The organism is Pelagimonas varians (assembly GCF_003208435.1).
GTDB classification, from domain to species: domain Bacteria; phylum Pseudomonadota; class Alphaproteobacteria; order Rhodobacterales; family Rhodobacteraceae; genus Pelagimonas; species Pelagimonas varians.
Genome location: NZ_QKMF01000005.1, coordinates 196277 through 222524, shown reverse-complemented (window position 1 = coordinate 222524; position 26248 = coordinate 196277). Strand labels below are relative to the sequence as shown.

The following is a 26248-nucleotide window of genomic DNA, read 5'->3' as shown; positions in this document are numbered from 1 at the left end:
TTATTGGCCTCCGTTAAGGGCGAGAACAAATTGTTTGCTGAATCCGGTCATACCGTGAGCTTCATAAAACCGATGAGCATCCACACGGGTCAGGCCGCTGCACAGGCGGATGTGATCGCATTCCAGTTGATGGGCGGTTTGGGTGGCGTGACCAAGCAAAGCCCCGCCAACCCCGTGGCCACGTCCCAAAGCAGTGACCACGAGATCATCGATGAAAAACGTTTGGCCCCAGCAGATGTCATGCACAATTCTGTATCCCAGAACGCCAACAACATCCTCGGCCTGAAACGCCGCCATCATCTGATATCCAGCCTTTTGGGCTGCCTGTAGACGGGTTTGAAACGTCTTTTCTCCAATTGTGCCGCGCAATTCTCGAAGAACTGGCAAAGCCGGTGTAGGATCCTCAAGCGTTTCGATACGGATCATGCCGCAATTCCTTGTAGTCGACGGTTCAGGGCCGCGACCGAAGCCCCATTATCTGAATAAATCAGACCGTCTGTTCCGTTAAGACTGTTTTCAAACCCCACCCTCAGATCACCGCTAAAAGCCGCCGCAGCCAATAGGCATTGGTGTTCATACCGGCCAAAAGCGCAGACCATCCAGCTTTCCCGACCTTCATCCGCATCTAGAAAGGGCATCAAGTCGGCAGGATCGGATGCCTGCCCTTTTGAATATCGCCCAAGCACATAAATCACCCCGGTCTGGTCAGGCCGAACGATGCCTTGTGCCTGCCAGCTTTTCAGTAGCTCGACATCCTGAGTGTCATACAAAATATGTTGTACCGCTGTCCCGTTTGCGGCGCAGGTGCCGTAGATGCGATCCGCCAATGCAGGATTGCGCGCGATTTCGCGAATCGAGACCGAAGCCCAGTCAGGGCGCACCTGCTCTAAACAGGCAAGCTGCTGCGACGTGTCAAACAAATTCGCAGATTCAGTGGTAATCTGCACCCGAAGGTCAGGCACGGCCGAATTCAGTTCCCCAAGCGCCTCAAGATAGCGGCCGGAATCCAACGAATGCCTGCCCGCCTCATCGCGAATGTGTAAATGGATGCCCTGCGCACCCGCAGCATAGCAAGCCACAGCCGTGTCCACCGTCTCGGAGATCGAGATCGGTATTTCGGTGTGATCTGCCTTGCTGCGGCGGGCACCATTCGGGGCCACCATGATAAACGGATTTGCCATCGTTTAGGTCTTCATCCGGCTGCCCGCCGGATCAAACAGCGGCCCCAGCGTGACGGTTGCAGAATACAATTGGCGGGCGATATCCAGTTGGACAGTAGTCCCGTCCGCAACCGGCAATGACACATGACCCAAAGCAATCGGTTTTCCAACGCGATATCCAAAGGCACAGGTGCTGGTCTGACCAACTATCTTGCCGTCCAGATAGATCGGTTCATGCCCGACCGGAACCGCCTGATCATCGTCCAGAACCAAGGAAATCACCCGATTGATCGCCCTCTCTGCACGCCGCGCTTCCAGGGCCTCGAAACCGGTAAATCCGCCCTTTTTCCGCGTCGCAAAATCCAGACCGCATTCGATCGGATTGATGTCACTGTCCAGTTCGTGCCCCATCGCGCAAAAGCCCTTTTCGACCCGCATGGATGTCTGCGCGAACAAGCCCGCAGGACGTGCGCCCAGCTGCGTCATGGCGGCGTAAAGCACCGACGCTTCGCTGGCCTTACAGGTGATTTCCCAGCCCGCTTCGCCAACGTAAGACAAACGCGCGGCCCGCACCGCGATACCCGCCAATTGGCCCTCGGCATGTTTGAAGTAACCGATTCCATCCAAATCACCGCCCAGCTCTTTGGCGATAGCCGCAGCCTTGGGTCCCATCAGTCCTAAAACCGCCCAATCTTCGGTCACGTCGGTCAATAATACATCAAAGCCGTGAGAGGCGCGCTTGAACCATGACAGGTCGCGCTTGATCGCATTTGTCCCGACAAACAGGCGGTAGTGGTCCGCTGCCAAGCGGTGAACCGTGATGTCGCTTTCAAAGGTGCCGCGGTCATTCAAGACAGCGCTATAGATTACTGACCCCGGTGCCCGGCCCATGTAGCCTGCACAAGTTTTAAGCAAAAACGCTTCTGCATCTTTGCCTGTGACATCAATCTTACCAAAAGGAGACGCATCAAAAATCGCGGCCTCTTCATGCGCTGCCTTTACTTCAGCCCCCACGTTTTCAAACCAGTCGGGGCGGCCAAACTTCAAAACAGGCTCGCTTGTCTTGCCGAAATAGAGCGGCCGCTCCCAGCCATAAACCTGCCCCATATGTGCTGCCGCTTCGCGGTATTCACTGTCCAGAGGCAGTCCGCGCATATTCCGGCCTGTCGCAAGTTGCTTGCCCGGGTAGGCAATATCATAGTGCGTTCCCAAGATTTCCGGCGCGCGGGCCATCAAATGCTCGACCGAATTGAACACAGGTGCAAACCGCTTTGCATCTGCTTCGGACAAATCATAGGCCGTGTGACCGTGGACAATGCAATGCGCAAGGTTCATCCCCGCGCCGCCGCCCGATGCCATTCCGACCGAATTCATGCCACATCCAAGAAACAGCCCGCGTGTTTCAGCAGTTTCGCCCAGCATGAATGTTCCGTCCGGAGTAAAACTTTCAGGGCCGTTCAGCAGCATTTTAACCTCGGCTGTTTCCAGCGCGGGAAGCCGGTGCAAAGCCAGCTCCATCATCGGTTCAAAATGATCCCAGTCCTCGGACAGCAGGCCAAATTCAAAGGCTTCGTCCAGAATGCCGGGGGCAATCGGTTTGCCCATGGGTTCAAAGCAGCCAACCAGCAAACCGCCGCTATCATCCCGAACATAAAGATGATTATCGTGGTCACTGAGTGTCGGCATGTTGCCAGTTATGCCGTCAATCGGCTTGGTCAATAAATAGAAATGCTCGCACGCCAAAGCAGGAACTTCGGCACCGGCCATTGCCCCGACTTCGCGGGACCACAATCCGGTGCACAGCGCTATGGCATCACACATGACTGTGCCTTGCGATGTCTCTACGCCAGTAATCTTGCCATTTTCTGTCAGAATGCCGGTGACCCCGGTGTTTTCAAACAGTTTCGCGCCCAGCCCTTTGGCCGCTTTAACCAAGGCCGCACACACATCAGACGGTGACACGCGGCCATCTTCCGGCGACCAAACCGCGCCCAACACGTCCTCCGCATACATCAGCGGCCAGCGCTCCTTGGCCTCACCGACGCTGATGGATTTCGCGTCAATACCGTAAGCATGGGCCAATGCCTCTTGGCGTTTGATATGCGTAAGGCGATCGGGATTGGTCGCAATCGACAGAGATCCTTTTTGGATCCAGCCAACGTTCTGACCCGTTTCTTGCTCAAGCTGGCTGTACAGGTCGACGGAATACTGGATCATCCGCGTCAGGTTGTGCGAATGCCGCAAAGCCCGCACCTGCGCTGCAGAATGCCAAGTGGTTCCTGATGTCAGCTTGTTGCGTTCCAGCAAAATCGCATCCGACACCCCCATTTTTGCAAGGTGATATAGCGTTGAGCATCCCATGATGCCGCCCCCGATAACCACTACCGAAGCCTGCGCTGGAAGATTGGACATTGTGTTTCCTAAACGTCTTTGGCCGAAATAGGCCGATATAGTTTTTTATTTCCCGTCAGAAGTTTCCATAATTACAAAGTTAGTCAATACTCAGAAAAAATAACATTTGTTTTGCACCTCGACGATTTGAAGGAATCGATTCAGAATGGACCCGACGCTAAAAAACAAAACAATATCAGCGCTTAAGGACGGTTATTCATCCATGCCGCCCCGCCTGCAGCGTGTTGCCAAATACGTTCTCGACCAACCGTCCGACTTTGGACTGGATTCGATTCGGGAGACGGCTCGCAAATGCGAGGTCAGCACCTACACCCTTGTGCGCATGGCAAAAACACTCGGTTTTGACGGTTTTGAAGATCTCCGCACGCCGTTTCGACAAGCGCTGGTTGCCTCCTCCCCCATGGATGCGCAGCCCGAATGGATCGATGCGCTGCGCAGCAAGGGGCAGATTGGCGAAGTGCTCGCAGACGCCGGAACAAATGCCATCGGACTGGTACACAAATCATTGGAACGGCAAACACTGGAGAAAATGGAACGGGTCGCCGACTTGTTGCTGTCCGCCCCCAACGTCTATTTGACCGCTGTACGCGCCAGCTATGCGATGGCCTACTATTTCCACTACGTTGGCCGTATGGCATTGCCATCATTGCAATTAATCCCGCGACACATGAACAGCGCAGTCGATGAGTTGAACACAGCCAGCGACGGCGACGTAATGATCGCTATCACCTTTTCCCCCTATTCGCGCGAAACAATCGAGGCCTGCAAATTCGCGCGGGCACGTGGTGTCAAAGTCATTTTGATTTCAGACAGTGACGTGGTGTCAACTGAGTTCACGGCTGAGGAAACGCTCATCGCTTCTGTTATCAGTACCCACCACTTTGGTTGCTATGCTGGCGTAATGGCAATATTAGAGAACCTGTTAGCGCTACTTGTCCGCCTTGGCGGCGATGCAGCAAAGACAAGAATCAAATCGTATGAAGACTTACGCAAAGACAACAACGCGTACTGGACTGCTAATAAAAAACATTAGTTTTTGAGTGACATCCAAGAAAACATCTTCATGCTTCGGTTCACACTCAAAAGCGCGTTAAGCGCGAAATATCAGTCTGGGGAGACTTACTAGTATGGCTTTCAAACAAAACATGTTCGCAGCAATTGCCCTTGCTAGCATGGGCTTTGCAGGTGCTGCATCAGCTGCAGACCAACAGTTCATCACAATCGGTACCGGCGGCGTAACCGGCGTATACTATCCCACCGGCGGCGCGATCTGCCGTTTGGTCAACAAAGGCCGCAAAGAGCACAACATCCGGTGCTCGGTCGAATCCACTGGTGGTTCGGTTTACAACACGCGGACCATCCGCGCCGGTGAACTTGATTTCGGCGTAGTGCAGTCAGACGTTCAGGCCGCTGGCTTGGCAGGTACCGGTGCCTTCGAAGCAGACGGCCCATTCCCCGAGCTGCGCGCCCTGTTCTCGGTCCACCCTGAGCCAATGCACGTCATGGCCCGCATGGACAGCGGTATCACAGATGTTGCCAGCATGGCCGGCAAAAAAGTGAACATCGCGAACCCCGGTTCCGGCACCCGCGTTCTGGCCGAAACACTGCTAAACTACAGCGGTCTATCGTCCGACGATTTCGCCCTTGCGGCCGAGCTGAAATCATCCGAGCAGTCCGCTGCTCTGTGTGATGGCAAAATCGACGCGACAATCTGGGCCGCTGGCCTGCCAAACGGTTCCAGCCAAGAAGCAACATCGTCTTGCGATGTGAAAATTCTTGCCTTGACCGGTGAAGGCATCGACAAGCTGCTGGCCGAAAACAAAGCCTATGCGGCGGCGACGATCCCCGGCGGCATGTACCCTAACAACCCTGATGACATCGCATCATGGGGTCCAAAGGCGACATTCGTTACCTCAGCCAACACACCCGACGAAGTTGTCTATGCGGTTGTATCAGCCGTTTTCGAAAACTTTGACGACTTCAAGAAACTGCACCCTGCCTTTGCCCGCCTGAAAGAAAGCGAAATGATCGTTGACGGTCTTTCCGCTGACATTCACCCCGGCGCAATGAAGTACTACGCCGAGCGCGGTTGGAAGTAATCCTGTCTGACTAGGAACAAATATAGCCTCCGGCGGTCCACGAACCGGCGGAGGCGTTTTTTTTAGTAGAAACATTCAGGGGGCGTCATGACACAACCGGATACTACCGAACCTAACGACAGCAGTCTTGAGGACTTTGTCGCCGACAGCGATACGGGCGGACGGCTTCCTAAAGATGCATTTGGGCGCAACGCGCTTTGGTACATTCCATTGTTTTGGTCGCTGTATCAGCTTTGGATCGCGTCTCCTTTGCCGTTCATTCTGGGCGTCGGCGTTTGGAACGATACACAAACGCGCGCGATTCACTTGGGCTTTGCTGTATTGCTGGCATTCATTGCGTTCCCCGGTTTGAAAAACAGCCCCCGGCACCACATTCCAATCGCCACTTGGGTGATTGCAATCATCGGCGCGCTTGCGTCTTCCTATTTGTTTTATGCCTATAGCGGCGTCGCGGCGCGGTCTGGTGCGCCCAACACCCTTGATGTTGCGGTCGCCGCCGTCGGGATTGTGCTGCTGATGGAGGCCGCACGTCGGTCCCTTGGCTTCCCGCTGATGGGTGTCGCGCTCTTCTTCCTTGCGTATGTTTTCTTTGGATCATGGTCAGGGCTTCCTGACGTTGTTCAATGGAAAGGCGCTTCGCTGAACAAAGCCATGAGCCACATGTGGCTGACAACCGAAGGTGTTTTTGGTGTCGCTCTTGGGGTGTCATCGGGTTTTGTCTTTTTGTTTGTGTTGTTTGGTGCCCTGCTCAATCAGGCAGGCGCGGGCAACTATTTCCTCAAACTGGCGTTTGCATCTTTGGGCCACCTACGCGGCGGGCCAGCCAAAGCTGCGGTTATCGCAAGTGCGGCTACGGGCCTGATTTCCGGTTCTTCCATTGCCAACGTGGTGACCACCGGTACGTTCACCATTCCGCTTATGAAAAAGGTGGGCTTCCCATCCAGCAAGGCGGGCGCGATCGAAGTGTCCTCGTCCATCAACGGGGTTCTGACCCCACCTGTAATGGGCGCTGTTGCGTTTTTGATGACTGAATATGTCGGCATTTCCTATGTCGAGGTGGTCAAAACTGCCATCGTTCCGGCTGCGATTTCCTATATCGCACTGGTTTATATCGTTCACCTCGAAGCGTTAAAGATGAACATGCCCGGCACAAGCCGCATGCATCCGGTCAAATTCATGCTGGGCGCGATTTTCATCATCGCGATTTCCATTGTGATCGCTGGCGGAACCCTGTTCCTGTGCGGTGTGATCGTTGACACAGCCCAATCGCTCTTGGGGGGCGCAGCCACCTGGACCATCGTTTTGGGCATGGCCATTGCATATGTTGCTGCGGTGCGGTTTGCCGCCAAAGGTCCGGATCTGGAAATGAGCCTGGATAGCATGCAGCATCTACCGCCAACCCGTGAGATCTTCAAAACCGGTATTCACTACCTGATGCCGATCTTGCTCTTGATGTATCTGCTGATGATCGAACGCAAATCGCCGGGGCTTTCGGCCTTTTGGTCGACCATCGCGATGCTGGTCATTCTAGCCACGCAAAACCCGCTCAAGGCATTCTTTCGCGGCCAAACGGATGTGGCGGCCCAGTTGCGTAGCGGCTTTGCCGACATCGCCGAAGGCCTGATCATCGGCGCGCGCAACATGATTGGCCTTGCCGCCGCGATGGGCGTCGCGGGTATCATCGTTGGCGCTGTTACACTGACAGGTATCGGTCAGGTCATGGCGGAATTTGTCGAATTCCTCTCTGGCGGCAATCTCTTGGCTATGCTGTTCTTTGTGGCCGTTATCTCGATCATTTTGGGGATGGGTTTGCCGACAACTGCAAACTACATCGTCGTAAGCTCACTTATGGCGGGCGTTGTGGTTGAGCTTGGCGCGCAAAACGGCCTGATCGTGCCTTTGGTCGCGGTACACATGTTTGTCTTCTACTTCGGCATTATGGCAGATGTGACACCGCCTGTTGGATTGGCCAGCTTTGCGGCTGCGGCGATCTCAAAGGGCGATCCGCTGAAAACCGGTTTCCAAGCGTTCTTTTATTCGATCCGCACCGCGTTGCTGCCGTTCTTGTTCATCTTCAACACGGATCTGTTGTTGATCGATGTGGGACCTTATCAAGCAGTCTTTATCTTTATCATCGCCACCATTGCGATGCTGCTGTTTGCGGCAGGAACGATGAATTACTTCATGGTCAAATCCCGCCTTTGGGAAAGCGCCGCTCTCTTGCTTGTTGCCTTCACACTCTTCCAACCTGCGTTCTTCCTTGATCGTCTGCAGCCAGAGTTTGAAACCCGTGCATCCACCGAAATCTTTGACCTTGCAAAATCCGCACCTGAAAATGGATCTGTTAGGGTCCGCCTGACAGGGGAAAACCTGAATGGGGACCCGATTGATGCCCGTTATCTTTTGCCCTTGGGTGAAGTTGGAGCGGAAGGCGTTGATCGGCTTTATGACGGGGCCGGAATCGAATTTCGCAGCGAAGACGGTGCGCTATTCGTCGACAACCTGAACTTTGGTGGCCCGTCAGAGCAACTTGGCATCGATTTTGACTGGGAGCTGGTCGAAGTAGAAGTCGCATCAGAACGGATGCCAAAAGAGCTGTTCTACCTTCCCGCCTTCCTTCTCCTTGGCTTTGTCTACATGCTTCAGATGCGCCGCAAACGTAAAACGACGGAAGGGGTTCCAGCATGACCAAGCACATTTTATGCGCAGTTGATCTGTCCCATTTGGAAACAGAGGTCAGCATTCTCAGAACCGCCGCTGAACTGGCGAAATTCCACGGGGCCTCGCTCAGCGTTGTCACGGTGGTGCCCGACTATGGGATGACGATTGTCGGTTCATTCTTCAAAGAAGGCACCATGAAGTCCGCAGTCAAAGCGGCAAACGACAAGCTGCATGAATTTGTGGCCGAGACCCTTAAAGACTTTGGAAAGGTCCAACATATCGTTGAAATCGGCACCCCGTATGAAATGATCTTGGAGGCAATCAATGTCTCCAAAGCCGATTTGGTCATTTTGGGGGCTCACAAACCGGATCTGGTGGACCGGCTTCAGGGACCGAATTCAGCCCGAGTTGCCCGATACGCACCCTGCTCGGTTCTTGTCGTACGTGACTGAATTTGGGCGATGGCCAGCGCTGCCGTTCAGGCGGCTCGCTGGCCATCTAATCTCCGCTTGAGTTTTGGGGAGCCCGCCGTCGTTTCACCCTTGCTTTTAAGGGGTTTGCGCCCTAGAAGGGCGCATCTTACTGGCACTGGGGCGACTCAGTGCCTTTGGGTATGCAGCGATCGTTTCGGGGGTCATGCAAACAACAAAGAATAGCTGGTGTATCTTTTATCCTTTTGGATCAAAGCTCTGACTAGAAATTATCCGCGGGCAAACCGCGACGTACATGAAGGAGAGATCAGATGAACCTGATCGCACAGCTCGAAGCGGAGCAAATTGCTGCGCTGGGGAAAGACATCCCCGACTTCAAAGCCGGCGACACCATTCGCGTAGGCTTTAAGGTGACCGAAGGTACACGTAGCCGTGTACAGAACTACGAAGGTGTTTGCATCAGCCGTAAAAACGGCAAGGGCATCTCGGGTTCGTTCACCGTTCGCAAGATTTCCTTTGGTGAAGGCGTGGAACGTGTGTTCCCACTGCATTCCACCAACATCGAATACATTGAAGTTGTTCGCCGTGGCCGTGTGCGCCGCGCCAAGCTTTACTATCTGCGTTCGCGTCGTGGCAAATCTGCCCGTATCGCAGAAGATTCAACCTACAAGCCCCTCAAGGCCAAGTCATAAGGACCGACGAGATGAAAAAAGATCTGCATCCCGAGTACCACCTCGTCACCGTCAAAATGACCGACGGTTCCACCTTCGAAACCCGCACCACATGGGGCAAAGAAGGCGACACATTGGTGTTGGACATTGATCCCACCGTGCACCCTGCATGGACCGGCGGCAACTCGCGTCTGCTCGACCAAGGCGGCCGTGTTTCCAAGTTCAAAAAGAAATACGAAGGCCTGGGCTTCTAAGAACCCTTGCTTTTACACGTTTCGAAACGCCGTCCTTTTGGGCGGCGTTTTTCGTTTGAGGTCAAGCCCGCGCGCCCAAGCAAGGCAGCCAGACTGCGGCCTCCGTTCCCGACGGGGAGCTGACAAGTTGTAGTGCCCCGCCGTGGTCACGTGCAAAGCCCAAAACCATCGACAAGCCCAACCCTGTTCCTTTGCCTGTGGGTTTGGTGCTGTAGAACGGCTGCACCACCTTGTGCAAATCCTGCTCTGAAATCCCCATGCCAGTGTCGCACACTCGGATCACTGCGTAGTCGCCGACTGGCAAAACGCCGCCGTCTGCCATGCTGTTTCCCGTTTTGGCCCTTTCGAGGCTGGTCACAATCCGAAGTGTCCCTCCCTCGGGCATCGCGTCCACTGCATTTACTACCAGATTAATAAGGGCAGTCATCAATTGCGAATCGTCCACCCGCACCCCAAGCGAGGATTGAGGGGACTTCAAGACGACTGTCACAGATGCAGGGATCAACCGCTGCGCCAACCCCATCATCCTCGCAACGGCGACGTTTATATCCATGTCTGTGTGGAATGCCGGGGCCTTTCTGGAATAGATCAGCAACTGTTTCACAACAGCTTCCGCCCGCTTGGCAGAATTATGGGCTTCGTTCAAAACCGTTTGCCGCTCATCCTCATCTGGCAACTCGCGAGCCAATTCCAAATTGCCGATTATGGCGGTCAGCATATTGTTGAAATCATGTGCGACCCCACCAGCGAGTGCGCCCACCGCCGACATTTTTTGCTCTTGCATGGCCCGTTCAGTTGCGGCGACGGCCCGCAGTCTGGATCTTCGCGAAATCAACAAAGCCTGTGCCAGATATCCAACCAAAACCAGATTTGCGATGAGCACACCCCATGTCGCTACGGGATCCGCGCCATCAAATGGTCGAAACCAAAACACTGCCAGATACATGCAACAAACGACCAGAACCCCGCCCAGCACAAAAGGCCAGGCTGTATCGCCACGCCTCACCAAAAAAACCATCGCAGTTGCCATCAACGTGGAGCCTGCGAACACCAATACAGTGTCGTTCTGGCTTGCCATTACAGCCGGCATCCAAAGAAACGAGGTTAAGATTAGTAAAAACAGCCCTGCGGCGATCTTGCAGTCGCCTTCTGTACAGATCTCGTTGCGGGTTTTCAAAAACCCGTAGTACTGCGCCTGTGCAACAAAAAAACCCAATGGCCAGAGCCAAGCTATCGCCCAACCGGTATACAAAAAAAGCAATACAGATCCAAAGCACAGACCAAGGAACCGCAAAACCAGTTCGGCTGTTTCCCCGTATTCGATCCGGATCAAACGATCGATTTCCTGCCTGTACTCGCTACTCATTCTTGTACCCAAAACGGTTTTTTCTGGAACACATGGCGGGCGTTCCATTGCACTGTCTCACCCCAATGACATAGAGCACTAGCTTTACGTGTAAAGCCCTACCTCCACACACCATTATCGTGCGCAATAATCCGATCAAAACGATAGAGCACGGTGCGCTGCGTCTGGACAGAACCGCAAACCGGTGCCAAAATTTGATCAAATTTTTGCAGGGAGTCGCAAAATGAATGATCAAAACTTTCTAAAGGAAAACAACGCGCGTCAGCTTTGGCATCCCATGGGGCATCCGGCCGAAGCGCAGGCGAATCCGCCAAAAATCATCACCAAGGCACAAGGCACCAAGATTACGGATATCGACGGCCACGAAGTAGTCGATGCCGTTGGTGGGCTTTGGTGCGTGAACTTGGGGTATTCCAATGACCCGATCAAAGATGCCATCAGCAGCCAGTTACAAGAATTACCCTATTATTCTGCCTTTGCGGGGACGTCCAACCCGCCCGCAATCGAAGCGGGTTTCAAGGTTCAGGAGTTCTTTGCAGAAGACGGGATCGAACGGGTCTTCTTTACGTCCGGCGGCTCCGACAGTGTCGAAACATGTCTACGGTTGGCACGCCAGTATCATCGGCTTCGCGGAGAACCAAACCGGACCAAGTTCTTTAGCCTGAAAAAGGGCTATCATGGAACACATTTTGGCGGGGCTTCGGTCAATGGGAACAACCGGTTCCGCGTCAATTACGAACCGCTTTTGGCAGGCTGTTTTCACTTGCCCGCCCCTTACCCATACCGAAATCCATTTAACGAAACCGATCCGGCAAAGCTGGCGCAACTGATCGCACAGGCCTTTGAGGACGAGATTGACTTTCAAGGGGCAGGATCAATTGCGGCATTGATTATGGAACCCATTTTGGGTGCCGGCGGCGTGATCGTCCCTCATGCCAGCTTTATGCCAATGATGCGTGATATTTGTGATCGCCATGGTATTTTGCTCATTTCCGACGAGGTTATCACCGGCTTTGGCCGCACTGGAGACTGGAGCGGGGCACGGCACTGGGGGGTCAAACCCGATATGATGTGTACAGCCAAGGGCATCACATCCGGCTACTTCCCGGTTGGTGCCGCTCTGATCTCGGGCAAGGTGGCGGAGGTCTTTGAAACCGCAGGCCCCGATGGCGGAATTTATCACGGCTATACCTATTCGGCTCATCCTGTCGGCGCGGCTGCGGTCAGTGCCTGTCTAGACGAAACAGTGCGGCTGGATACAAAAACCAATGCAGCGGCGCGCGGTACACAGCTTTATGAAGGTGTTCTGGCTTTGGCAAAGAAACACGCCATCATCGGTGATGTGCGCGGCGGGCATGGATTGATGACCGGGATCGAGCTTGTGTCAAACCGTGAGGCCAAGACGCCCATGGACATGGATACGATGAAACGTGTCCACCAGACCGCCTACGAAGCTGGGGCTATGGTGCGTTTGGGCGCACATAACGTTTTGATGTCGCCTCCCCTGACCATTACCGAAGCGGAGGTGGATGTCATCTTGTCCGCTTTGGACGCGGGGTTTTCCGCTGCATAACAATCTTTGGCCCGACCTCTGTGTTGGGCCATTTTTCCTGTTGATCAGAAAAGCCCTTCACAAATTCATCTTTTAGAATATATGTAGTGCAACTCGAGGCCCAATGGCCCCCAAAGGATTGCACAATGCATCAGATCAAACGCTATTTGCCTATTCTATTCTGGGCCAAGACCTATAACCGCCAAACTGCGACTTCGGATCTTGTTGCTGCGTTGATCGTCACGATCATGCTTATTCCACAATCATTGGCCTATGCGCTATTGGCCGGTCTTCCGGCTGAAATGGGGCTCTACGCATCCATCCTGCCTTTGGTTGCCTATGCAATTTTTGGTACCAGCCGCGCCCTATCAGTTGGGCCGGTCGCGGTTGTGTCATTGATGACCGCCGCCGCGATTGCGAACCTCGGACTTAGTGATCCGGTGGAAATCGCAATGGCCGCAGTAACCTTAGCCTTTATTTCAGGATTAATTTTGCTGGCTATGGGGTTTTTCCGCCTCGGATTTTTGGCCAATTTTCTGAGCCACCCGGTAATCGCAGGCTTTATCACCGCCTCCGGCATCCTGATTGCCGCCTCTCAGCTGAAACACATTTTTGGTGTTCAAATGCACGGCCATACCCTGCCTCAAGTATTGGGCGATCTGGTTGCGCATATCGGCCAGACAAATCTAATCACTGTGGCAATTGGCATTTTTGCCGTCTCGGTTCTATTCTGGGTCCGCAAAGGGCTGAAACCCTTGTTGCTTTCCTTTGGTCTTACCCCGCGAAACGCCGATATTCTGGCCAAAGCCGGGCCGGTGGCCGTCATAGTTGTCACCACATTGATCACATGGCTTTTCAACCTAGGTGAGCACGGCGTAAAAATTGTCGGCCAAGTGCCAACCGGCCTGCCGCCGCTGACCCTTCCAAATTTCAACCCCGGCCTTTGGAACCAGTTGTTTGTGTCTGCTCTCCTGATTTCCATAATCGGATTTGTCGAATCCGTGTCCGTGGCGCAAACGCTGGCTGCCAAAAAGCGCCAGCGCATTGAACCCGACCAAGAGCTGATCGGCCTGGGTGCATCGAATGTGGCCGCCGCTGTCAGTGGCGGGTATCCGGTCACAGGCGGGTTTTCCCGCTCCGTGGTCAATTATGACGCTGGCGCAGAAACACCCGCTGCTGGGGCCTTTACTGCTGTGGGGATCGCTGTTGCCACACTGTTCATGACACCCTTGCTGCATTTCTTGCCAAAAGCGACCCTTGCCGCAACAATCATTGTGGCCGTTTTGTCTTTGGTCGATTTCTCGATTCTAAAAAAGGCTTGGGGCTATTCCAAGGTTGATTTCGCAGCGGTCGCCGCAACAATTGTGCTGACCTTGGCCTTTGGCGTCGAAGTCGGCGTTTCTGCCGGGGTGATTTTGTCCATCGCATTGCATCTTTACAAGACATCGCGGCCCCATGTCGCCGAAGTGGGTCTGGTTCCGGACACCCAGCATTTCCGCAACATCCTGCGCCATGACGTTGAAACACACCCCCATTTGGTTACGTTGCGGGTCGACGAAAGCCTGTATTTCGCCAACGCACGATTCCTTGAGGACTATGTCTTGAATCGTGTGACCTGCGACCAACCCATCGAGCATGTCATTTTAATGTTCCCAGCCGTGAACGAAGTCGACATGAGCGCGCTTGAAACCCTAGAGGAGCTGAACCGCCGCCTGACGGATATGGGAATCGCACTTCACCTGTCCGAAGTCAAAGGCCCTGTAATGGACCGCCTCAAACGTTCTCATCTGCTGACTGATCTGAGCGGGCAGGTCTTCTTGTCACAGTACGAGGCTTGGCAGTGGCTCAAGGTGCCTACGCCCGAAAGGACCGAGCAAGAAAGCATCGCGACCGATCAATAGGACGGGATACAAAGGCCGACCAAAGCCCGCTCCACCGTCAACATTGACCCGGTTGCCACGGTGTTCGGGCACCTTGATCGCGGTGTGTCCATGCACGACCAAACGCCCGTGATCGCGCGGATCGTTCAAAAACTCCTGACGGATCCAGATCAGATCTTCAGGGTCTTGTGCGCCCAACTCCACACCCGGGCGAATACCTGCATGGGCAAAAATGTGATCCTCAGTTTCGTACAGGCGTGGCAGGCCTGACAGCCAAGTCACATGTTCCTCAGGGATCGCTTGCAATGCCTTGGCGCGAAGGGTTTCGTTGTCATCTTGCGCTGTGACATCGACCCCATAAGAAGCGAGCGTTTCAAAGCCGCCGATTTGGGGCAACAACCAACGGGTATGGCTTCCATCCTCGGGAAAGTTCGGGGTTGGCCCCACAAAACGCACCAGATAGTCGTCATGGTTACCCAGCAGACAGGTCCAATTCTTGCCCTCCGCCTGCCCGCGCATCAATGTCTCGATCACTGCACCGCTATCAGGCCCTCGGTCGATATAATCCCCAACAAAAACCACCGGTGCACCGGCACAGTCATCGCGATCAATCATCTCTAGCGCGCTGGACAGCTGATCCAACTGCCCATGAATATCGCCGACAACAAAAACTGGTTCGGGCATGGGAATATCCTTAAACAAAACGATTGATATGAGGCTGTAATCTTGGGCCAGCCTTTATGCAAAGAAAAACGCCGCCCGAAAAACGGGCGGCGTTCAAATTCTAGCATGCAACGAGCAGCGTTTAGGAAACGTCGAATTGCAGTGGCTTAACCTGCTTGAACATGTTGGTTGTTGTCAGCTTGGCAATCACCTCAGATGCAACAGGAGCATCTACATACAGCAAGGCAATGGCACCGCCGCCAACTTCGGAGCGGCCAAGGGTAAAGTTGGCGATGTTCACGCCGTTTTCACCCATTGTCTGACCCAACGTCCCGATAATACCCGGTACGTCTTTGTTGGTGGTGTACAGCATATGCGCGCCAACTTCGGCGTCGATGTTGATGCCTTTGATCTGGATAAAGCGTGGCTTGCCATCACTGAACACAGTGCCCGCAACCGAACGTTCCTGCTTGTCGGTCACAACCGTGATCTTGATATATCCATCAAAGCTGCCAGCTTTGTCCTGATTGGTCGTGCTGATCTGAATGCCGCGTTCTTTGGCGACAACAGGGGCAGAAACCATGTTCACATCAGGATTGGCCTTTTTCATGATCCCGGCGATAGCACTGCAGTTCAGCGCCTCAAGGTTCATTTCGGCGGCCGCACCGTCGTACAAGATGTTGATGGCTTTGATTGGCTCGTCGGTCATTTGACCGGCGAATGCGCCCAAGTGATCGGCCAGCTTGATCCATGGCCCCATCACTTTGGCCTCTTCGGCTGTCACAGACGGCATGTTCAACGCGTTCTCAACAGCGCCGGTCAACAGATAGTTGGACATCTGTTCGGCCACCTGCAAGGCAACGTTTTCTTGGGCTTCTGTTGTAGAAGCGCCCAAATGCGGTGTGCAAACCACGTTGGGCAAGTTGAACAGAACGTTTTCTTTAGCAGGCTCAACCGCGAATACATCAAGCGCCGCACCAGCAACGTGACCAGACTGAAGCATTTCGGCCAGCGCTTCTTCGTCGATCAAACCACCACGGGCACAGTTGACAATGCGCACACCTTTTTTGGTCTTGGCCAGGTTTTCGCGGCTTAGAATGTTACGAGTGCCATCCGTCAGCGGCACATGCAGCGTGATGAAATCAGCGCGGGCCAGCAGGTCTTCCAGCTCGACTTTTTCAACATGCATTGCAGCGGCTTTTTCTTCGGACAAGAAGGGGTCAAACGCGATGACCTTCATCTTCAGGCCGCGCGCACGATCACAAACGATCCCGCCGATGTTGCCTGCGCCGATAACGCCCAATGTTTTATTGGTCAGCTCGGTGCCCATGAACTTGGACTTTTCCCATTTGCCAGCATGGGTCGACGCCGACGCTTCGGGGATCTGGCGTGCCACTGCAAACATCATTGCGATGGCATGTTCGGCTGTGGTGATCATATTGCCGAAAGGCGTGTTCATGACGATCACACCCTTTTTGGATGCGGCTTCTTTGTCGACGTTGTCGGTGCCAATACCTGCACGCGCCACAACTTTGAGGTTGGTCGCGGCTTCAAGGATGGTTGGCGTGACTTTTGTCGCCGAGCGAATAGCCAGACCGTCATACTGACCAATCAATTCGGCCAGTTTGTCTTTGTCTTTGCCAAGGTCGGGCATGAAATCTACGTCAATTCCACGGTCGCGGAAAATCTGAACAGCTGTTTCGGAGAGTTTGTCGGAGACGAGTACTTTGGGCGCCATGATAGAGGTCCTTAGAATATAGGGAGGGAACGGGGCCGCACGTGGGGCCCCGCGTTTTCACCAAAATGTGCTTAGGCTTGCGCGTCGATCTCGGCGTCAAAGGCCCATTCAAGCCACGGCAGCATCGCCTGCAAATCTGCAGTTTCAACTGTACCACCACACCAGATCCGCAGACCGGCAGGCGCATCGCGGTAAGCGCCAACGTCCAGTGCAACACCTTCTGCCTCAAGACGTTTTGCAATCGCTTTAGCGAAGGCTGCGCCGTCTTTGATGCGGTCGTCGGTAAACTTAAGGCAGACACTTGTGTTCGAACGAGTCGCCGGATCAACCGCGAGGTTGGCAATCCAGTCATGCGCGTCGCAGAAATCCCAAACAGCTTGGGCGTTGGCTTCGGCGCGGGCGATTATGCCCTTCAGGCCACCTTCGGAACGGGCCCAGTCAAGCGCAACCAGATAGTCCTCAACGCAGAGCATTGATGGCGTGTTGATCGTTGCACCGGTAAAGATACCGTCGATCAGCTTCCCACCTTTGGTCAGGCGAAAGATTTTTGGCAGCGGCCATGCAGGTGTATAGCTTTCCAGACGCGCAACGGCACGCGGGCTCAGGATCAGCACGCCATGCGCCGCTTCTCCGCCCAGAACCTTCTGCCAAGAGAAAGTCGTTACGTCCAGTTTGTCCCATGGCAGATCCATCGCAAAGGCTGCCGATGTGGCATCGCACAGCGTCAGACCATCACGGTCAGCGGGGATCGCGTCGCCGTTTGGAACCCGCACACCCGAGGTGGTGCCATTCCAGGTAAAGACAACGTCGTTGTTAAAATCGATCTCGGCGAAGTCAACAATCTCGCCATAATCGGCGGTCTTGACCTCGGCGTCGATCTTGAGCTGCTTGACCACATCAGTGACCCAGCCGGACCCGAAGCTTTCCCAAGCAACCATCTCGGCCTTACGTTCGCCCAGCATCGACCACATCGCCATTTCCATCGCGCCAGTGTCAGACGCAGGAACGATACCGATTTTATAGTCAGCGGGGATGCCTAGCAGGTCGCGCGTCTCTTCGATCGCGGCTTTCAGCTTGGATTTGCCGACAGCGGCACGGTGCGAACGGCCCAACGGCGCATCTGCAAGTTTATCCAGCGAAAATGTGGGGATTTTGGCGCAGGGGCCGGAAGAAAAACGCGGGTTTGCGGGCCGCGTTGCGGGTTTAGTCATAGCCATTGATGCTATCCTTACAGATAATCGCCCTTCGTTGGGGAAGGGTGTCCCGCCGCTGGATCTATCCGTAGCGCTGACTTCTCACAAGTCGTAAAATGGGGGCAGATGGCCGTTTTTTGATTGTTACGGCACCCGCTTTGGAGCGCATCGGAAACAAGAGCTGCGCTTGCACGGGGTTAAATCCGCTCCAATCCCCCTTCGACAAAATCCGCCGCCAACTCTGCATATGCTTGACGTGACATACCTTTTCCAGGCCGGTGCCACATATAATACCAGTTCAAAATGCCATAGATTGTCATGGTCGCGGCTCTCAGCCGTTCAGGCTCCAAACCGGGTTTAACCGCCTCTATCGCGGTGCTCATCGCCTCTACCAGATACCGCTGGGCTGCCAACAAGGGTGCCTGCATGTCCATTGGCAAGGCAGACAACGATTCGAGCTGCAGCTTATGTTCGGCGTCCGCATCTTCATAGGAATCCAGAACCGCAGCGATCAGGGCACGCAAACCCTTGGGCGCGCTTTCCTCCACAACTGCGACCAGCTCTGTTAAATGCCCCTCAAGAATATCGAACAACAACGCCTCTTTGCTGTCGTGGTAGTGATAGATCAACGCCTTTGACACGCCAATTTCCCGCGCAGCCCCGCTCATCGATGCACGGTCAAACCCGTGCCGCGCAAAATAGACCGCAGCGCCTTTGCGCAACGCTTCTCGTTTTTCATCATGGTTCCGGCCAATTCCGCGCGGCATAATCAGCCCTCTCTAAACAGCACCCCGATGGGACGGTGGGTGGGGCGAAGGCGCAGCCCAGCGCCAGCCCCGTTCCATCAATCCTTGGGCCGGTTATCGACAATCCGGACAGCTTTGCCTTGGCTACGCACCACACCACCCGGCGAACTGACATCCACCTTGATAGAAATCCCGACCACCTGCTTAACCTTTGCAGCCAGTTCCTTACCAGCCATATCGCCAAGTTCCACGGTATCTTGCAAGGTTTCGACCCTGACCCGCATCTCGTCTTTGTGACCCACACGGTTCAATTCCAGTTGGAAATGCGGGGCCAGTGCAGCCACCTTCATCAACTGCTCTTCAATTTGCGTCGGGAAAACATTCACACCGCGCAAAATGATCATATCATCGCTGCGTCCAGTCACCTTTTCCATCCGCCGCATCGACCGTGCCGTGCCGGGCAAAAGCCGCGTCAAATCCCGCGTGCGATAGCGAATGATTGGAAAGGCCTGCTTGGTCAGAGAAGTAAAGACCAGCTCCCCCATTTCCCCGTCCTCAACAACCTCACCCGTCTCCGGATTGATGATTTCCGGATAGAAATGATCTTCCCAAATGTGTAGGCCGTCTTTGGTCTCCACGCATTCGTTGGCAACGCCGGGACCAATCACTTCGGACAAGCCATAGATATCCACCGCGTGCATATCAAAGGCCTCTTCGATCTCCAGCCGCATGGCATTTGTCCACGGCTCCGCCCCGAAAATCCCGACTTTGAGCGGACTTTTACGTGGATCGAGCCCCTGCGCCGCATATTCATCGATAATCGAGAGCGCATAAGACGGCGTAACCGTCATGCCAGTCGCACCGAAATCCTCGATCAGACGCACCTGTCTTTGCGTCATCCCGCCGGACACCGGCACTGTGGTCAGCCCCAGCTTTTCCGATCCGCCATGAATTCCCAAACCGCCGGTGAACAAGCCATACCCATAGGCATTGTGCAACACATCTCCGGGCCGCAGGCCCGACGCCCGCAGGCAGCGCGCCACAACTGATGACCACATATCCAGATCATCGCGGGTATAGCCAACAACTGTCGGCTGGCCGGTGGTGCCCGATGACGCATGGACGCGGATCACTTTTGATCGCGGGACTGCAAACATTCCGAACGGATAATTCGCCCTTAAATCCCCCTTCACCGTAAACGGGAACTTCGCCAGATCCGACAATGTGTGCAGGTCATCGGGGTGAACCCCGGCCGCATCAAAGCTGGCTTTGTAATGTGGAACGTTGTCATAGGCATGACGCAGCGACCACTTCATCCGCTGCAATTGCAGTGCTGAAATTTCATCACGCGATGCAATTTCAATTGGGTCCAGATCCTCTTTACGAGGTGTCAGATCCTCCATGGCGCGTCCTCCTCCGACTTGCCGTTATTCCAAATGATTGGCCGGAACTCAGCCAAGCCGTTCCATTACCAAGGCAATCCCCTGCCCCACACCGATACACATTGTGCACAGCGCGTATTTTCCACCCGTTTCGGTCAGCGTGTGCCCTGCAGTCAGCGCCAAACGCGCGCCAGACATGCCCAAGGGGTGCCCCAGCGCAATGGCCCCGCCGTTGGGGTTCACATGCGCCGCATCATCCGCCAATCCAAGATCGCGAGTCACCGCCAGCCCTTGTGCAGCAAAGGCCTCGTTCAGCTCGATCGTGTCCATCTGCCCGATCTTCAATCCCAGTCGGTCCAACAGCTTTTTGGACGCGGGGGCCGGACCAAATCCCATGATCCGTGGCGGTAAACCTGCCGTGGCCCCACCCAAAATACGTGCGACGGGTGTTAGCCCATGTTTTTCGGCCGCCTGAGGCGAGGCGACAATCAGCGCCGCCGCTCCATCATTCACCCCAGAAGCATTGCCCGCTGTCACACTGCCGCCTTCACGGAAAGGCGCGCGTAGACTGGCCAGTTTCTCAATCGATGTCAGTCGTGGATGTTCGTCCGTATCAAAGGCAAGGGCATCCCCTTTGCGCTGCGGGATCAACACAGGCGTGATTTCGCGCGCCAAACGCCCCGAAGCAATGGCCGCAGCGGCCCGCTCTTGCGATCTGAACGCAAAGGCATCTTGGTCGGTACGGGAAATGTTGAAATCTTCGGCAACGTTTTCAGCCGTGTCAGGCATCGAATCCACGCCGTATTGCGCCTTCATCTGCCGGTTCACAAAGCGCCAGCCGATGGTTGTATCATACATCTCGACCTTGCGGGAAAACGCGCTGTCGGCTTTGCCTTGGACAAATGGCGCGCGCGACATGCTTTCGACACCGCCCGCAACCACGATTTCGGCTTCGCCGCACTTAATCGCCCGTGCTGCCATCATCACCGCATCCAAACCCGAACCACATAACCGGTTTACCGTCACGCCTGGAACGTCATCGCCCAAACCCGCCAGCAGAGCAGACATACGCGCCACGTTGCGATTGTCTTCGCCTGCCTGATTGGCGCAGCCCATGATTACCTCGTCCACAGGCAGTCCTTCGGGCACGACCGCCCGCATCACACCGGCCAGCAGATCATCAGGCCTAACGCCGGACAATGCACCGCCATAGCGGCCAATTGGTGTTCTACTGCCTTGGCAAAGCCATGCTTCACGCATCTGCATTCTCCTCAAAGAGCTGTCCTTTAATGGTGCGAGACAGGCCCCGCATCAGCGCCACCTTACGCCCGTCTGCGCCGGTGATTGTCACATCATAAACTCCGGATCGTCCGGGTCTGGCTTGTTCAATCGCCGTTGCAACCAACCGTTCGCCCACCAGTCCCGGTGCGAGATAGGTCACCTGACACTCCTGAGCGACGGTCACCGCGTTGTAACTGTTGCACGCAAAGGCAAAGGCGCTGTCCGCCAGTGTGAAGATGAAGCCGCCGTGGCAACTGCCATGTCCGTTCAAGTGACGCGGTTGAACCTCCATCGACAGCACAGCACGACCCGGACCGATATCATCAATCCGCATTCCCATCTCTTGGCTGGCTGTGTCTGTGGCCCACATCGCCTCGGCTGATCGGCGTGCACGGTCTTGTGGTGTCATGAAGCGTCCTCCTGTCCCTTACGATGCACAAAACCGACCGGTCGGTCAAGTATGTTGATTTTCGTTTTTATCTGTACCATGGTGCCACACAACCATGGCCGCCATCGGCCAAAACCGGAGGAATCATCATGCTGGAACCACATAGCTTTGCCCATGGGCGCTGGATTGCACCGGGTGCGAATGCCAAAACCATCGCCAGCCCGGTAACCGGTGCTGCCATTGCCCGCGCCGGCGGTAGCGATCTCGACTTTGGCGCGATGGTATCCCATGCCGTTCAAACCGGTGGCCCGGCTTTGCGCGCCATGACATTCCATCAACGCGCAAAAATGCTCAAAGCCCTCGCCGTTTATTTGGACACACGCAAGGAGGGGCTGTATGCGATCAACCCCCTGACAGGGGCAACGCGGCGCGACGGCGGCATCGACATAGATGGCGGAATCATCACCATGATGGTCATTGCCTCAAAGGGGCGGCGCGAAATGCCCGACGGGCATGTCTATATTGACGGGGACATCGAACAGACAAGCCGCAAGGGAACCTTTCTGGCCCAGCATATTGCGACGCCTTTGCAAGGGGTTGCGGTTCATATCAACGCCTTCAATTTTCCGGTTTGGGGTATGTTGGAGAAACTGGCCCCTACATTGCTGGCCGGTGTCCCTGCCATTGTGAAACCCGCCACCCAGACCTGCTTTTTAACCGAAGCCTGTCTTCGAATGATGATCGAATCCGGACTTTTGCCGGAGGGTGCCATCCAGTTGATCGTCGGCGGCACCGGTGATCTTCTTGACCGGCTCGGGGCGCAAGATGTGGTTGCCTTTACCGGCTCAGCCGATACGGCGCTGATGCTGCGCAGCAACCCCCACATCATGCGCAATTCCACCCGTTTCACTGCCGAACAAGACAGCCTGAATGCATCGATCCTAGGTCCGGACGCGGCCCCCGGCACGCCTGAATTTGATTTGTTCATCAAGCAAGCCGCCAGCGAAATGACCGTTAAAGCAGGGCAGAAATGTACGGCAATCCGCCGGATGATCGTGCCGCAAGCCCAACTTGATACCGTGTCAGAGGCACTGACAGAACGCCTTAGGAAAACCACCATTGGCGATCCGGCAGATGACCCGCGGATGGGGGCCTTGGTGTCCGCCGGCCAAAAAGCCGACGTGTTGGAAAAGGCCGCCATGATTGGCATCGAAGCAGAGCAAATCCTTGACGCAAGCGCCTTTGATTTGCCGGACGGCCCCGGTTTTGTTGCGCCGATGCTGTTTCGCTGCAACGATCCGGATGCCGCGCAAAATATTCATGCGGTCGAGGCTTTTGGTCCGGTTTCCACGCTGCTGCCTTACCGCGATACGGCACATGCGGCCGAACTGGCCAATCGTGGGCAAGGCTCTCTTGTCGCCTCGCTGATCACCCATGATCCTCAGGTCGCGCGCGAGGTTACGCTCGCCAGTGCCGCGTGGCATGGCCGCTTGTATATATCGGATCGCGACAGCATGGCCGAAGGCACCGGCCATGGTTCCCCCCTGCCCCATCTGGTCCACGGCGGCCCCGGCCGCGCGGGTGGCGGCGAAGAATTGGGCGGCGTGCGCGGCGTCTTGCACTATATGCAGCGCACTGCAATCCAAGGCAGCCCGGATGTTTTAACCGCAATCACCGGCCAATGGGTGCCGGGGGCGACAGAAAAGCCAGCGCCGCAACATCCGTTTCAACGCACCTTCCGCGAGATCGAGATTGGCGAAACGATCACCACCGATCCACGCGAAGTCACCTTGGCGGATATCGAACACTTTGCACATTTCACCGGCGATACATTCTATGCCCATATGGATGACGACGCCGCCAAGGCGAACCCGTTCTTTCCGGGCCGTGTCGCGCATGGTTATTTGCTGCTTAGCTTTGCGGCAGGTCTATTTGTTCAGCCCGACCCCGGTCCGGTTCTGGCCAACACCGGCTTGAACAGCCTGAGCTTTCAAAAACCCGTCAGCCCCGGTGACAAAATCACTGTCCGGCTGACCGCGAAACGCAAAACGCAGCGTACCGACGATTACGGAGAGGTCGCTTGGAATGTCACCCTCTACAACCAGGACGCCGATCAGGTTGCCCAATATGAACTGCTAACGATGGTTTCATATGAGCGCTGACACTTTGCCTTTGCACGAATAGCCATTTATGACAGGGGCATGGACCCGCTTTTACCCCTGATCACCAATTTGAACGCCGACGGGCGGCCCCGCGTCTGGTCGCTGGTCATAACGGTGTTTGGTGATCTTGTGCAGCACCGCGGTGGCCGTGTCCAAACGGTTCGCCTCAATCAACTTTTGGGACGGGTTGGCATAGAATCCGGGGCGCTGCGCACCGCATTGTCGCGGTTGTCGCGTGACGGATGGGTTGAGGGCCGCAAAACCGGCCGTACCAGCAGCTATAAACTGACCCCGTCAGGCGTACAGGAATTCGGACCGGCAACGGCGCGGATATATGCACCGCCTAGAAAAGGTCCAGTACAAACATGGTGCTTTTCTTTGGCCGATGCGCCAGGTGCCTTACGGGTTGCAGGCGGCTGGCTGCATATCAACGGGGCAGTGTCATCCAAAGGGTTCGAGATCACTGGAACCCTCGGCAAACATAGCGGTACAGCGATTTGGGATGGCTTGGCCACTGAACACAAAGAAGCCCTCAATCGGCTGGCTTTGGACCTGCTCGCCCTGACCAACGCAGACCTTCCTTTGATCGACGCCGCCGCGGCCCGCATTTTACTGATTCATCGTTGGCGCAGAATTGTTCTACGCTACCCCGAAGTACCAGCCGAGTTTTTCCCAAAGGATTTTCCGGTCCAAGCGCTGCACCAACAAGTTGCGGCGACCTATCACCGGCTGACCCCACAAACCGAAACCTGGCTCGACACTGCAGCGGGTGAAATGCCGGCCATGCCCAGCGCAAAAACAGCACAAGCCAATCGTTTCGGATTGTCGTAAAACGCTTGATCACGCGGGAAAACGGCGCAATTCTAAGCTATGAATAGTATTACCCCCTTCTCTGGCAGCCCGCATTCCAGCGACGTCGTTGCCTTTCAACGCCCTGAACTGGGTGTGATAATGTCGCTCTATGGCCGGATGGTGGCCGCAGGCGAATGGCGCGATTACGGCATTTCCAACCTACGCGATGTCGCTGTATTTTCAGTGTTTCAGCGGACCGCCGAACACCCGCTCTACCGGATCGAAAAGCGGCCAAAACTGCGGGCACGCCAAGGCGAATACGCAGTCTTTGGTACCGACGGACAGGTCTTGAAACGCGGACACGACCTAAAAACCGTTTTGCGCGTGCTGGAACGTAAATTGATCCGCGCCGTAAAGTAGCCTTTAGCGGGCTAGCATCGCACAAAGCAGTTCAAACATAATCGAAGCGCCCAAGAACGCAGTCCCGCCGCTTTCATCAAAGGGCGGCGACACTTCGACCATATCAGCCCCTACAATATTCAGCCCGTAAAGCTCCCGGCAGACCTGCAAAGCCTGAAAACTGTTTGGGCCACCGACTTCGGGCGTTCCGGTGCCGGGCGCAAAGGTTGGATCGACGAAATCAATGTCATAGCTGACATAGGTTGGAGCAGAGCCGACAATCTCGCGGGCCTCGATCATGACGTCGGGGATACCGCGTGCAAAAAACTCTTCTATCGGGATGATTCGAATGCCCGTGGCCGCAGCAAAATCGCGATCTTCACTGTCGTACATCGTGCCCCGAATGCCAATCTGTACAATGCGTTTGGGGTCCAAAAGCCCCTCTTCCACGGCGCGGCGAAAGGGGGTGCCATGGGTAAACATCGTGCCGCCGAAATAGGAATTGAACAGGTCGGTGTGGCTGTCGAAATGCACCATGCCCAACGCCGAGTCTTTGGCCAAAGCCCGCAACACAGGCAGGGACGTCAAATGATCTCCGCCCGCTGTTAGGGGCCGCATCCCCGCCGCATGTAAAGTGGTGTAAAAATCCGTAATCCGAGTCATAGAATCCTGAATATCCGCCGGATTTGGCCCAACATCCCCCAGATCTGCGCAATTGACCTGCTCAAACGGGCGCATCCCCGACACAGGGTGCTGCGCGCGGATCATTGTAGATGCATCGCGCAACTGGCGAGGCCCATGGCGCGGTCCCGGACGGTTTGTGGTTCCACTGTCCCAAGGCACCCCGACAAGGCCCACATCAACATCACTGAAACGAGGGTGATCAGGAGCCACATGCGGCAAGCGCATGAATGTCGGCACACCTGCAAAGCGCGGCAAATCAAACCCGGAAACGGGGTGGAAAAACGGATCGGAAGTCATGGATCACCTATCGGCTGGTTCAGGTTATGATTGCAGG

Annotated in this window: 23 protein-coding genes; 11 read left to right on the top strand and 12 right to left on the bottom strand. The window is 55.3% G+C overall.

Going from position 1 to position 26248, the window contains the following annotated elements:
* From C8N36_RS08850 to C8N36_RS08840, 3 genes are read right to left on the bottom strand one after another with little or no spacing between them, the layout of a single operon-like run.
* Window positions 1-426, bottom strand: coding sequence for a GNAT family N-acetyltransferase (locus C8N36_RS08850; RefSeq protein ID WP_097804345.1), 426 nt, complete (start codon window positions 424-426; stop codon window positions 1-3).
* Window positions 423-1181, bottom strand: a complete 759-nt coding sequence (locus C8N36_RS08845) for a beta-keto acid cleavage family enzyme (protein WP_097804344.1) — start codon at window positions 1179-1181, stop codon at window positions 423-425. The genes C8N36_RS08850 and C8N36_RS08845 overlap by 4 nt, the downstream gene beginning before the upstream one ends.
* Window positions 1182-1184: 3 nt before the next feature.
* Complete coding sequence (locus C8N36_RS08840; RefSeq protein WP_097804343.1) at window positions 1185-3572, bottom strand: GcvT family protein; 2388 nt, start codon at window positions 3570-3572, stop codon at window positions 1185-1187.
* 145 nt (window positions 3573-3717) lie between these two features.
* Between C8N36_RS08840 and C8N36_RS08835 the strand changes: the two genes are divergently transcribed.
* The 6 genes from C8N36_RS08835 (at window position 3718) to rpmE (ending at window position 9688) form a co-directional block, all read left to right on the top strand.
* On the top strand, window positions 3718-4605 hold the full coding sequence (locus tag C8N36_RS08835) for a MurR/RpiR family transcriptional regulator (RefSeq protein WP_097804342.1): 888 nt from the start codon (window positions 3718-3720) through the stop codon (window positions 4603-4605).
* Window positions 4606-4699: 94 nt separating this feature from the next.
* Window positions 4700-5671, top strand: a complete 972-nt coding sequence (locus C8N36_RS08830) for a TAXI family TRAP transporter solute-binding subunit (RefSeq protein ID WP_097804341.1) — start codon at window positions 4700-4702, stop codon at window positions 5669-5671.
* Between the two features lie 87 nt (window positions 5672-5758).
* Entirely contained in the window at window positions 5759-8359 is a 2601-nt protein-coding gene (locus C8N36_RS08825) for a TRAP transporter permease (protein ID WP_097804340.1), read from the top strand.
* Window positions 8356-8784, top strand: a complete 429-nt coding sequence (locus tag C8N36_RS08820) for a universal stress protein (protein WP_097804339.1) — start codon at window positions 8356-8358, stop codon at window positions 8782-8784. Before C8N36_RS08825 ends, C8N36_RS08820 begins: the two co-directional genes overlap by 4 nt.
* Window positions 8785-9074: 290 nt before the next feature.
* Window positions 9075-9455, top strand: coding sequence for a 50S ribosomal protein L19 (rplS, locus tag C8N36_RS08815; RefSeq protein ID WP_097804338.1), 381 nt, complete (start codon window positions 9075-9077; stop codon window positions 9453-9455).
* A gap of 11 nt (window positions 9456-9466) precedes the next feature.
* Window positions 9467-9688 (top strand): 50S ribosomal protein L31, encoded by a 222-nt coding sequence (gene rpmE, locus C8N36_RS08810; protein ID WP_097804337.1) that lies wholly within the window; start codon window positions 9467-9469, stop codon window positions 9686-9688.
* Window positions 9689-9749: 61 nt separating this feature from the next.
* On the opposite strand, the gene C8N36_RS08805 is transcribed toward rpmE, so the two are convergent.
* Window positions 9750-11054, bottom strand: coding sequence for a sensor histidine kinase (locus C8N36_RS08805; RefSeq protein ID WP_170125839.1), 1305 nt, complete (start codon window positions 11052-11054; stop codon window positions 9750-9752).
* 223 nt (window positions 11055-11277) lie between these two features.
* On the opposite strand from C8N36_RS08805, the gene C8N36_RS08800 reads away from it, so the two are divergent.
* Complete coding sequence (locus tag C8N36_RS08800) at window positions 11278-12627, top strand: aminotransferase class III-fold pyridoxal phosphate-dependent enzyme (protein WP_097804335.1); 1350 nt, start codon at window positions 11278-11280, stop codon at window positions 12625-12627.
* A gap of 125 nt (window positions 12628-12752) precedes the next feature.
* Window positions 12753-14507: a SulP family inorganic anion transporter gene (locus C8N36_RS08795; protein WP_097804334.1), complete on the top strand. Its 1755-nt coding sequence runs from the start codon at window positions 12753-12755 to the stop codon at window positions 14505-14507.
* Here the strand turns inward: C8N36_RS08795 and C8N36_RS08790 are convergent.
* The 7 genes from C8N36_RS08790 to paaI form a co-directional block, all read right to left on the bottom strand.
* A complete protein-coding gene (locus C8N36_RS08790) occupies window positions 14427-15170 on the bottom strand; it encodes a metallophosphoesterase family protein (RefSeq protein WP_097804333.1) in 744 nt (247 codons plus the stop codon). The genes C8N36_RS08795 and C8N36_RS08790 overlap by 81 nt on opposite strands.
* 121 nt (window positions 15171-15291) lie before the next feature.
* Entirely contained in the window at window positions 15292-16887 is a 1596-nt protein-coding gene (gene serA, locus C8N36_RS08785) for a phosphoglycerate dehydrogenase (protein ID WP_097804332.1), read from the bottom strand.
* Window positions 16888-16958: 71 nt separating this feature from the next.
* A complete protein-coding gene (locus C8N36_RS08780) occupies window positions 16959-18104 on the bottom strand; it encodes a phosphoserine transaminase (protein WP_097804331.1) in 1146 nt (381 codons plus the stop codon).
* 173 nt (window positions 18105-18277) lie between these two features.
* Window positions 18278-18847: a TetR/AcrR family transcriptional regulator gene (locus tag C8N36_RS08775; RefSeq protein WP_097804330.1), complete on the bottom strand. Its 570-nt coding sequence runs from the start codon at window positions 18845-18847 to the stop codon at window positions 18278-18280.
* 77 nt (window positions 18848-18924) lie between these two features.
* Window positions 18925-20229 (bottom strand): phenylacetate--CoA ligase PaaK, encoded by a 1305-nt coding sequence (gene paaK, locus C8N36_RS08770; protein ID WP_097804329.1) that lies wholly within the window; start codon window positions 20227-20229, stop codon window positions 18925-18927.
* Between the two features lie 48 nt (window positions 20230-20277).
* A complete protein-coding gene (gene pcaF, locus C8N36_RS08765) occupies window positions 20278-21468 on the bottom strand; it encodes a 3-oxoadipyl-CoA thiolase (protein WP_097804328.1) in 1191 nt (396 codons plus the stop codon).
* A complete protein-coding gene (gene paaI, locus C8N36_RS08760) occupies window positions 21461-21898 on the bottom strand; it encodes a hydroxyphenylacetyl-CoA thioesterase PaaI (RefSeq protein ID WP_097804327.1) in 438 nt (145 codons plus the stop codon). The genes pcaF and paaI overlap by 8 nt, the downstream gene beginning before the upstream one ends.
* Window positions 21899-22020: 122 nt before the next feature.
* On the opposite strand from paaI, the gene paaZ reads away from it, so the two are divergent.
* The 3 genes from paaZ to C8N36_RS08745 are packed head-to-tail and all read left to right on the top strand — an operon-like array spanning window position 22021 to window position 25251.
* Window positions 22021-24039 (top strand): phenylacetic acid degradation bifunctional protein PaaZ, encoded by a 2019-nt coding sequence (gene paaZ / locus C8N36_RS08755; protein WP_097804457.1) that lies wholly within the window; start codon window positions 22021-22023, stop codon window positions 24037-24039.
* 39 nt (window positions 24040-24078) lie between these two features.
* Window positions 24079-24870, top strand: coding sequence for a PaaX family transcriptional regulator C-terminal domain-containing protein (locus C8N36_RS08750; RefSeq protein ID WP_097804326.1), 792 nt, complete (start codon window positions 24079-24081; stop codon window positions 24868-24870).
* Window positions 24871-24909: 39 nt separating this feature from the next.
* Window positions 24910-25251, top strand: coding sequence for a DUF2794 domain-containing protein (locus tag C8N36_RS08745; RefSeq protein WP_097804325.1), 342 nt, complete (start codon window positions 24910-24912; stop codon window positions 25249-25251).
* A 3-nt stretch (window positions 25252-25254) separates the two neighbouring features.
* Here the strand turns inward: C8N36_RS08745 and speB are convergent, their stop codons facing one another.
* On the bottom strand, window positions 25255-26211 hold the full coding sequence (gene speB / locus C8N36_RS08740) for an agmatinase (RefSeq protein WP_097804324.1): 957 nt from the start codon (window positions 26209-26211) through the stop codon (window positions 25255-25257).
* Window positions 26212-26248 lie beyond the last annotated feature (37 nt).